Here is an 8852-nt window from a genome sequence, read left to right as displayed (position 1 = left end):
GAACTAAGCTCGCAAAACAAAGTCGTCTGCAGTTAAAGCAGGAAGTACATTAGCAAACTGAGCACCATTACCAAAACCTTCTGCAGCACCATTTGGATTATAGAACAAATTACCAGCTTCTGTACTGTGAACAATTAAAGCTGAAGAAGTAGCAGCAGCTTCGTCTGACTCAACCACATCAAATTCGCTGCTAATACTAAATCCTGCTCCAGCATCACTTTGGAGCGCAGCAAAAGTAGTCTTGTCAAGGAGTATCAAGTCTTGCCCTTGATTGAAATCAGTAATTGTATCTACACCTACATCATTCGCAGAAAATGTACTATTAGTGTTGAAGATAAAGCGGTCAATACTTGCACCACCAGTTAGAGTATCGTTACCAGCACCACCATTGATGCGATCGCGACCTTGACCACCATTTAAAATATCATCACCATTACCGCCAAGCATACGATCGTTCCCAATGCGACCTGCCAAAATATCATCGCCTTCACCACCTCTGAGCAGGTCGTTACCCCTACCACCAACTAACCAATCTCTTCCACCAAGACCATTTAAAGTATCATCACCTCCAAGACCGGAGAGAAAATCCTCTGTATCGGAACCGTTGAGAAGATTCTCACCAGAAGTATCGATCGTATTTTGTAAAACACTGATGCGGGCGATTTCATTACCTACACCATTATCTTCTGTGGTGAAATCAGCGTCAGGGCGTGCTTGTAAAATATTCCCTGGTGCGTCGTCACCTTCTCGCACACTGCCAATAAAACCAGGATGTAACATAACAGTTCCATCTTCATCTTCTCCTGTATCTGGAGCTTCTTGACCTAGCGCTGCTGTATTTGCAGGTTCTTCATCATTTACTTCTGTTCCTGCATCCCAGATATCTGTTCCATTAGCAACAAAATCTAGTCCTAAGAAATTTCCATTGTCATCAAAAATTTCAAACCTAGTAGGATTTCCATTACCAGTAAAGGCATCATTACTAGGCAGGATCATGGAAGCATAACTAAAGTAGCTACTGCTGTCAGCATTTTCATCCACAGTAAATTGGGCAACACCAATGTCTCCTTGGAAAAAATCCCTAAAATTGCTCCCCTCAACAACTGGTCCTTGAACTATTCCTTGAACAGTACCAGCTCCACTATCGTCAAATTCAGTAGATAAAGTAGTTGTAAATTCACCTGTTGGTTCAATAATAGCATCTTCAGCTAACCTTTCTAAACCAGGAGTAGCAGCTTCACTTGGATCTGAATTAAAAAGGTCAAAGTTTCCATCATGAAAACCCACCCACATCTGAGATAAGAATATACTACTATCTGCACTTTCTCCAGAAGCTACATTCTCAACTAAAACTGTAATATCAGCCATAAATTTTTTTCCTTAGTGATGACCATATTGATGCACAAGAGTTTAGCATAACAAATACAATTTGTGAATAGATAGGATATATTTATGCCTATATTTTGATACATATAAACTAATTGAACTTGATTAAAATCAACTAATTAAGGCTCAATTGAAATGGAACAAAATAAAAATAATATCTAAAAAAATCAAATTAATCTAGTTTCTACTAAAAAAAATATTTGACGCTGTTGAATACAATGTAAGTCTCAGAACGGCACCAAATCATAGCAAATCTCAAAAACTTTTCTATGTTTTCTTGAGTGGGGCAGTGGGGAAGATGGGGAGATGGGGAGATGGAGAGTGGGAGTAGTAAACATAAGAATAATATACACTTACTGGCTAATAATAGCTATGAACGTCATTGAATCTTACTAATTACTGAATCATTGAAGTTTTGCATAAGTATAGAATTCTTTTTGAGGAGTGCGATAAAAAGGATATTTTAACGCTTGCTATATAACAATCCTAAATGATTTGTAAAAAATCTAAGGATATATAAAAACTCTGAAACTTTTACCCCTGTCCCCTAAATTCAAAGATATTTTTACCCGCAACTGAAATAGGATTGCTATAGCAAGGAACAAGTTGGTTAGGAAATAGACTGATGATCAAACCTAGAAATTCTTTTTCCACTGTTGCCTGTTCCCTCACACCGAGTGCGCTACCAGATGCTAGATTGGCTTGCGAATGCGCCCACAGGTGGCGCTTTGTTCAGACCTCTGTCGCACCCCGCGGTGTCGCACCGCTGTTCCCTGCTATATGAATCAAGCGACAGATTCAGATTTAACTGTTACTCTTTCCACTTCTAAACAAACTTGCTCTACTATCGGAGTAAAACCCAGGAATAGCTGCACCTTTTTTGCAAATTCTTCTGGGTTACCACTGACATAGAAGTTAGTACAGTGTGGAGGGCGATCGCTTGATATCCCCAAACGTTGAAGTTCCCTAGCAGCAGTGCTAACAACAGCAATGGCAGGGTCTACTACCTGTACTGAATTGCCTAAAATTTGTCTAAATAAATGAAGTAGATGGGGGTAGTGGGTACAACCTAAGATCAGGGTATCTATCTGTTGTGCCATTAGGGGTTTAAGATATTGTCGCACTACCTCAAAAGTATACACATCATTAATGCGGCCTTGTTCAATTAATGGTACTAAAGCAGGTGCTCCTACTTGAAATACTAAAACTGAAGGATCTAATTTAAGAATAGTATTTAGATAAGCATTGCTGTTGACTGTCTGTCGAGTGGCGATGACACCTATTTTTTTGTTCCCTCTGTTGACAACTGTATTTGCACCAGGTTCAATCATACCAATAATGGGAAAATTGTATTCAACTGCTACTCGATCTATTGCTGCAGCAGTAGCAGTATTGCAGGCAACGATCACCATTTTTACACCCTGATGTTGCATCCATGTTAGCACTTGACGTACAAATAGTACGATTTCTGCCTGAGATTTTGTACCATAGGGGAGTCGTGCTGTATCAGCAAAATATATAAAGGTCTCTCTGGAGAGTTGGCGATATGATTCTTTTAAGACACCAATTCCACCCACACCACTATCAAAGATGCCAATTGGATATCTTTGTAGTTGTCTAGATTGAGTTTGCCCTGGGTAAGAGGTAATATATTTACCCTTATTAAATTGATAAAAAATATTTGTCATCGTTACAATAGAATTGACAAAAAATAGTAGGTTTGGAGCCAAACCTTGCTAAATAGGAATAAATTAGGGTTAGCATCTATGATTTGCTGCTGACCCTTTACCTTTAAGCACTATAGTGTTGATCGAAACCGGATTTAGTATGAATCTTAAATCTAATTATTGAGATTACTCGTCCTGGTCAAAAGTTTTTTTAAAAAAGTCACAAGTCAATTTAGAGGTATTCCTCATGGAAAACACAAGGGCAAAAATTTTATTTATAGTAATAGACAGGTAGGTTAGGACTTATGCTGATGATGATCCGAATGTTTTCCCGCTGTTCCCAGATCCGGTGTTCACTACTTATATAGTTAAAGATAGGGAGATGGGGAAATGGGGAGATGGGAGCATTTTTCTACTTGTTTGGTGCGCGTTCCCTTCTCTTGGTCGGCGTTCCCATGGCAAAGACACCGTTCCCTACCGTCCCGGAATGGGAATGCCTGGTTCCGACAGCTTGCGCTTAAGGGCGGCACGGGGTTGCATCCGCTTTTTCCCCTATTCTCGTTCCTGAATTTCCTGACTTGACCAGGACTGAATTCTGACTTCTATGCCAAAAGCACATACCGCGTGCAAAGATATCAAATGGGTTCTACTAAGAAGTATTTGATTTAGCTCTGTAAATAAGGAATTTTACTCTATTTTATGAATTAAGTAACTCTCAAGCATTTTATTAATAATCAATATTCTTTAGCTAATAATTTTGATTGATATTCACAGATGTCTAATACTTTTTTATTTAAAATTGCTATAAATGGTTTGAAGTTATCATCTATCAATAAATTTTTATGCATAATTATATAGAGATAAATAGCCCAAAATAATTTGATAAAAATTCAGATAAAGATTATTTTCAGGCAAAGAAAAAGTTAAGGAGATGATGAAAACTATAAAGAAATTTATAGATTTTATATGTTAGTTTAGTATAAATACTTAAGTTGAAGTAAAATGGAAAAATAAATAGTTTTTAATTGTTGTAAAATATGTTTATATTTGTCTTTTGCGAATTCAAGAATCTTGGCAATTAACTCTTCAATAAATAGGCAAAGGTATATTTGATTGGAACATCAAGACAAACGAAATATTTTATTCAACAAACTGAAAAGCAATTTATAAGACCTTCTGACAAATAAATTGTCTACTGATTTTTAAGCTTATAGAGATTAGTAATGTTAAACAGGTTTGGGAGTAAACTCAGGTGCTTCATCCTCAATTAGTAATGCTTTTATTGCATAAAATTAAATTTATTTAAAAAAATTGGTATGATAAAACCATCAATATTTATCAGTTATTACTTCATCTGGAACTGTATTTTAAGTCACTCGGTATCTTAGCTAAAAAGATTTAAGAACAAATTACTCAAACTTTACAATAGTCATTAATTATTCTTTATTACCTATGTTTTCTTACTTAAATAACCATCTTGATTTAGGTTCCACTGTAAAAGATTTACAACTTCATAGTATCCGGGTTGAAATTGATACATCAGGAATTAGTTTAGCTAAAGTTTTTGAAGAAAATCCCCTACTTCCAGGTATTATTTTAACAAAATCGGGTAAATTCATTGGTATGATTTCTCAACAGCAATTTCTCAAAACGTTGAGTCGCCAATATGGAAGAGAAATTTTTTTAAATCGTTCCGTTAAGGTCTTATACGACTTTATTAAGTCTGAATTATTAATCTTCTCAGGAGATACACCTATTGTAGATGCTGCTGATAAAGCAGTAAAGAGACCTCAAGAATTTATTTATGAACCAGTTATTGTAGAAAATTCTCCAGAAGATTATCAAGTTTTAGAAACTCAAAAATTACTTATTGCTCAATCTTATATTCATCAACTTGCTAAAGATTTATTACAGAAACAAACTCAAGCACAACTAATTCAAACTGAAAAACTTGCAATGTTAGGGCAAATGGTGGCAGGTTTAGCCCACGAACTGAGAAATCCAATTAATTGTGTGGCAGGTAATTCTAAGTTTATGTCTGGTTATTATCAAGACTTTCTTAAATTGATTAATACTTATGAGAAAAATATTCCTGAACCAATAAAAGAAGTTGAAGATTTAAAAGAAGATATTGATTTTGAATTTGTCAAACATGATTACTTGGAGATGATGAATAGTATAGAAATTTCGGCTGACCGGATGATGCAATTGGTTAGTAGTCTCCGCAATTTTTCTCACATGGAAGGTACTAAACGCAAAGAAACAAATATTAATGAATGTTTAGATGGTACTCTATTAATTTTAAAGAATCGTTGGAAGGTTAGTGGAGTTGAAATTATTAAAAATTATGGGGATTTACCGTTGATTTTGTGTCATTCTGGTCAAATTAGTCAAGTGTTTATGAATTTGATTACGAATGCTCTTGATGCTCTAGAAGAGTATCAAGAAAAAGAAACTGATAGTAGACCAGGTAAAATATGGATTCATACTAAAGCTAAAGATTTATCTGAAAATACAGATCAAAATGTGGATAAATCTGCTCATGACATAGAATTAAATTCTAATTATCAGATGAAAGGTAATGTAACTTCTACTGAAGATTCTAAAGAAATTTATGGTTGGCTCTCAATTCGTATCGTTGATAATGGTCTTGGTATTGCCTACGAAATTCAAAAGCAAATTTTTGATAGATTTTTTACTACAAAACCTGTAGGTAAAGGTACTGGTTTAGGACTGGCAATTAGTTATCAAATTGTTGTTGATAACCATCAGGGAAAATTACATATTAACTCAACTCCAGGAGTAGGAACTGAATTTGAAATATTGTTGCCTATAAAGTAAAACTTATGAGGTTAATTAGTTGTTTTTTATTTAGCAAAAAATTTGAACGTATATCAATTCAGTTATCAGATAGCCTCCTTTGGAGGAACTGTGCTAACAGTTATCAGTACCTCCTGTAATAGAGAGGCAATAAGATGCAAAAATTTTCTTTCTCTTGGTGGATTGGATATGGTGTTAGCGGAGCTGCTCTGCAAGAGCGGGTTTCCTTGCCATCCCACCCTTCGGGAAACTCCGAAAATCGACCGCTTTTTATTTCCTTAAAAGGGTAAGCAAGAGAAATGATTATTTTTGTCTATAGCGGCCGCTCAAAATTATCTTTTATATCTAGCATTCAAGGTAACTTAAAAACTTCTTTGAAAATTATATATAGTAGAAGGAAGAAGGAAGAAAGTTAATTAGGGCTTGCTGAATAAATCTAAAAGCATTGATATATAAAGACAAGTGCCTTTTTGGGGCCTTTAAAAAGTGTACCTGTTTCAGTCTAAAACGCTCAAAAAGCTAGTATTTTGGGACGATTATGGCAGAAAAATCAAGGGACAATTCTTACGCCTACCTCCTCACTCATTCCCATTTCTCCTGTCTCCTGTCTCCTGTCTCCTGTCTCCTACCCCTACTAAAAGACTTTTGAGCGCAAACCCTAATTATTAATATTCTGTTGTTTTAGATATTTCATAAGTCAAGAGTAGTAATGGCAGTTGCTATAGAAGTCTTTAATATACGGTTGTATGAAAATATATTAATTAATGATAAGACAGCTTAATTTAAGAAAGAATTTTAGATTTTTTCGTGTATATTAAAAAGTGTTTTCTGACGAAATGCCCCGCAAACAGTAATTCAGCTTTCAGTTAGTTAAGCAAATTTTACAGTTATTGCACAGATTTCTATATCATGTTCGGTCTAAATAATGATGATAATAAAACTTTTAGTTGCACTTTAGCTATTTCTTTTACAGTATGGTTAGTGCAACTCAATTACTAACTGCTATCTTTAATCCATTTCCTAATTGAAGTAGAACTAAAAGGTTTATTCTTACGATTTCTATAACCCTCAAACTCTAATTTTTCAGCTATATCCTGACAACTAAGTCCATCATAATAAAGTTCTAAAGCTCTTTGTTTGTGAAGTTTCGTAGAATTATATTTTGAAGATAGAGGTTGATTTACTTGATTGGACAAATAATCTCCAATCAGGCCAATAACTTTCCCTCAGAAATCATAGATTTTTTTTGCTCATCTTTAGACTCAAGAGCATCAAGCCATTCCTCAATAATCATTCTACAAATTTCTGTTGTTGATATTCCGCTCTGTTTCGCAACTTTCTCTAACTTGGGCATCTTCTTTTTGCTAATCCTCAGACCTATAGATTTTTTGGTCAAGGCTTCAGGGTCTTCTTTAAATGTCCCATCAGAGTTTCTCGGTCTTTGTTTCTTCATACCTTTAACCTTTGCTAGCCATTGCTAAATTCTATTCTAGCAAGGGATATAGAGTTTGAGAACAAGACTCATATGAAATCCGATTATACATTTGTCGCACTTTATACTTCCATTCAATACAGAACAGACATAAAATCCCAGAATATCCCTAGATAATTCCTACTCTCATCCTTCCTTTCTCCCGACCACTGACTCCCTACTCTAAACTTCTGACTCCTGATTCCTGACTACTGACTTATACGATAACTAATTATCGGAATTATATATTATTTATCTACACTAATACCTTGTTTATCTACACTAATACCTTGACATCCATTGCTAGCCTTGGCTATTATGCAAATTGTAGGTGAAATGAGGCTATCAGCCTTCTTCACTAGTAAATTGAGAAACTGAATCTATCTGAGCCAAGTCACTCAATTATTAAGGAGAAATAAAAATGAATATTCAAGAAATAGTTATTCAGCAAATCTGCGAGGAGTTTAAAATCGATCCCAATAACCATAATCAGCAACTTTCAGTAGAAAACCTCAAAGAAATTATCAGATGTACAACAAATAAAATGCTGATGGCACATTTTCAAATTTTACTAGATAACTATCTTGAAAATACTGATACAAATTCTGCTCTAAATCAACTCAGTATTTTCGCAAATATAGCATCTGAAAATGATGCTAATGAAATTAAATATTTAAATGGCTTTCACGATATAGGCAAACAAATTGCAAATATTGAAGTTAGATTTCTAGAAAGCACTCTTGGTTTAAGCACTTAGTTCTAATGATTAAATAATTTATTTGAGCTTGAGGAAGAAAGAAGGAACAAGGAAAAAAAGTGTATTAGAATAGTCTTTTACAAGCCACTCCGCATCTACCCCAAGCAATTCTAGACATCATGTAGGCAGTGGGGAATTAAACCCATAAAGAACAAAGATAAACAAATTTTACAATAATCTTTTTTTAACAAACTTTCAATAAATTTATCTCACTCATTTTAATGAAGTTAATTACTCGCAAAAAAACTACTGAATAAATAGAGCAAGAATTAATTAAATTTCATTTTATAGTGGAGGTAAAAAACAAAACAAATCAGAAATTGTGGCTTTTAAAAAAAACTAGCAAATTCAGCATATTTCCTCACATTAGGAGGTTGAAAAGCTAAAAAAATTTACTACTAAACTACTAAGAACACCTTAAGCCATTAATTCTGAATTAACCTCTGTTTTAGTTTAAACACTATAGTTTGAACTTTGTCTACCTGGTGTTTTTGCGCAAGTCATGTGATATTTGATAGAGGGGATTTTGAAAAAGGCGATCATGTTACCCATCGCTCATTAAACTTTTAAGCAAAAAAAAAGCCCTCCAAATAGAGGACTTTTTTAATTCAATCAATCAACTAGAAATTAACCATTGATAGAAGGAGCTTCTACAGCAGCCAAATCTAGAGGGAAGTTGTGAGCATTACGCTCGTGCATTACTTCCATTCCTAAGTTAGCCCGGTTAATGATGTCTGCCCAAGTATTTACC

Annotated in this window: 7 protein-coding genes and 1 pseudogene; 3 read left to right on the top strand and 5 right to left on the bottom strand. The window is 34.6% G+C overall.

Annotation, left to right across the window (positions count from 1 at the left end; all coding sequences use genetic code 11):
• Positions 1-3 precede the first annotated feature (3 nt).
• Positions 4-1368 carry a spondin domain-containing protein gene (locus tag F6K13_RS07470; protein WP_240038918.1) on the bottom strand — a complete coding sequence of 455 codons (1365 nt, stop codon included), beginning with the start codon at positions 1366-1368 and terminating at the stop codon, positions 4-6.
• Between the two features lie 803 nt (positions 1369-2171).
• Complete coding sequence (murI, locus tag F6K13_RS07465) at positions 2172-3074, bottom strand: glutamate racemase (RefSeq protein ID WP_124144649.1); 903 nt, start codon at positions 3072-3074, stop codon at positions 2172-2174.
• A gap of 328 nt (positions 3075-3402) precedes the next feature.
• Between murI and F6K13_RS07460 the strand changes: the two genes are divergently transcribed.
• Together F6K13_RS07460 and F6K13_RS07455 are read left to right on the top strand one after the other, a co-directional pair.
• Positions 3403-3621, top strand: a complete 219-nt coding sequence (locus tag F6K13_RS07460; protein ID WP_287287128.1) for a hypothetical protein — start codon at positions 3403-3405, stop codon at positions 3619-3621.
• 884 nt (positions 3622-4505) lie between these two features.
• The gene (locus tag F6K13_RS07455; protein ID WP_124144648.1) at positions 4506-5894 is read left to right on the top strand and encodes an ATP-binding protein; all 1389 of its coding nucleotides are present in this window, start codon (positions 4506-4508) and stop codon (positions 5892-5894) included.
• A 974-nt stretch (positions 5895-6868) separates the two neighbouring features.
• Here the strand turns inward: F6K13_RS07455 and F6K13_RS07450 are convergent.
• A complete protein-coding gene (locus F6K13_RS07450) occupies positions 6869-7069 on the bottom strand; it encodes a recombinase family protein (RefSeq protein WP_161564977.1) in 201 nt (66 codons plus the stop codon).
• 11 nt (positions 7070-7080) lie between these two features.
• Positions 7081-7326, bottom strand: coding sequence for a hypothetical protein (locus F6K13_RS07445; protein WP_124154659.1), 246 nt, complete (start codon positions 7324-7326; stop codon positions 7081-7083).
• 439 nt (positions 7327-7765) lie between these two features.
• Between F6K13_RS07445 and F6K13_RS07440 the strand changes: the two genes are divergently transcribed.
• On the top strand, positions 7766-8101 hold the full coding sequence (locus F6K13_RS07440; protein WP_124144647.1) for a hypothetical protein: 336 nt from the start codon (positions 7766-7768) through the stop codon (positions 8099-8101).
• Between the two features lie 627 nt (positions 8102-8728).
• Here the strand turns inward: F6K13_RS07440 and F6K13_RS07435 are convergent.
• Positions 8729-8852, bottom strand: a pseudogene (locus F6K13_RS07435) (photosystem II q(b) protein); the annotation flags it as partial.

It is taken from the genome of Okeania sp. SIO2B9, assembly GCF_010672505.1.
Taxonomy (GTDB): Bacteria; Cyanobacteriota; Cyanobacteriia; order Cyanobacteriales; family Microcoleaceae; genus Okeania; species Okeania hirsuta.
Note: the sequence above shows the minus strand (reverse complement) of the source record. Positions and strands in the feature narration are given on the sequence as shown.

Bases quoted from the DNA above. Each gene is read 5' to 3' on its own strand.
- F6K13_RS07470 (WP_240038918.1), bottom strand. From the start codon at position 1,368: ATGGCTGATATTACAGTTTTAGTTGAGAATGTAGCTTCTGGAGAAAGT.
- murI (WP_124144649.1), bottom strand. From the start codon at position 3,074: ATGACAAATATTTTTTATCAATTTAATAAGGGTAAATATATTACCTCT.
- F6K13_RS07455 (WP_124144648.1), top strand. From the start codon at position 4,506: ATGTTTTCTTACTTAAATAACCATCTTGATTTAGGTTCCACTGTAAAA.
- F6K13_RS07445 (WP_124154659.1), bottom strand. From the start codon at position 7,326: ATGAAGAAACAAAGACCGAGAAACTCTGATGGGACATTTAAAGAAGAC.
- F6K13_RS07440 (WP_124144647.1), top strand. From the start codon at position 7,766: ATGAATATTCAAGAAATAGTTATTCAGCAAATCTGCGAGGAGTTTAAA.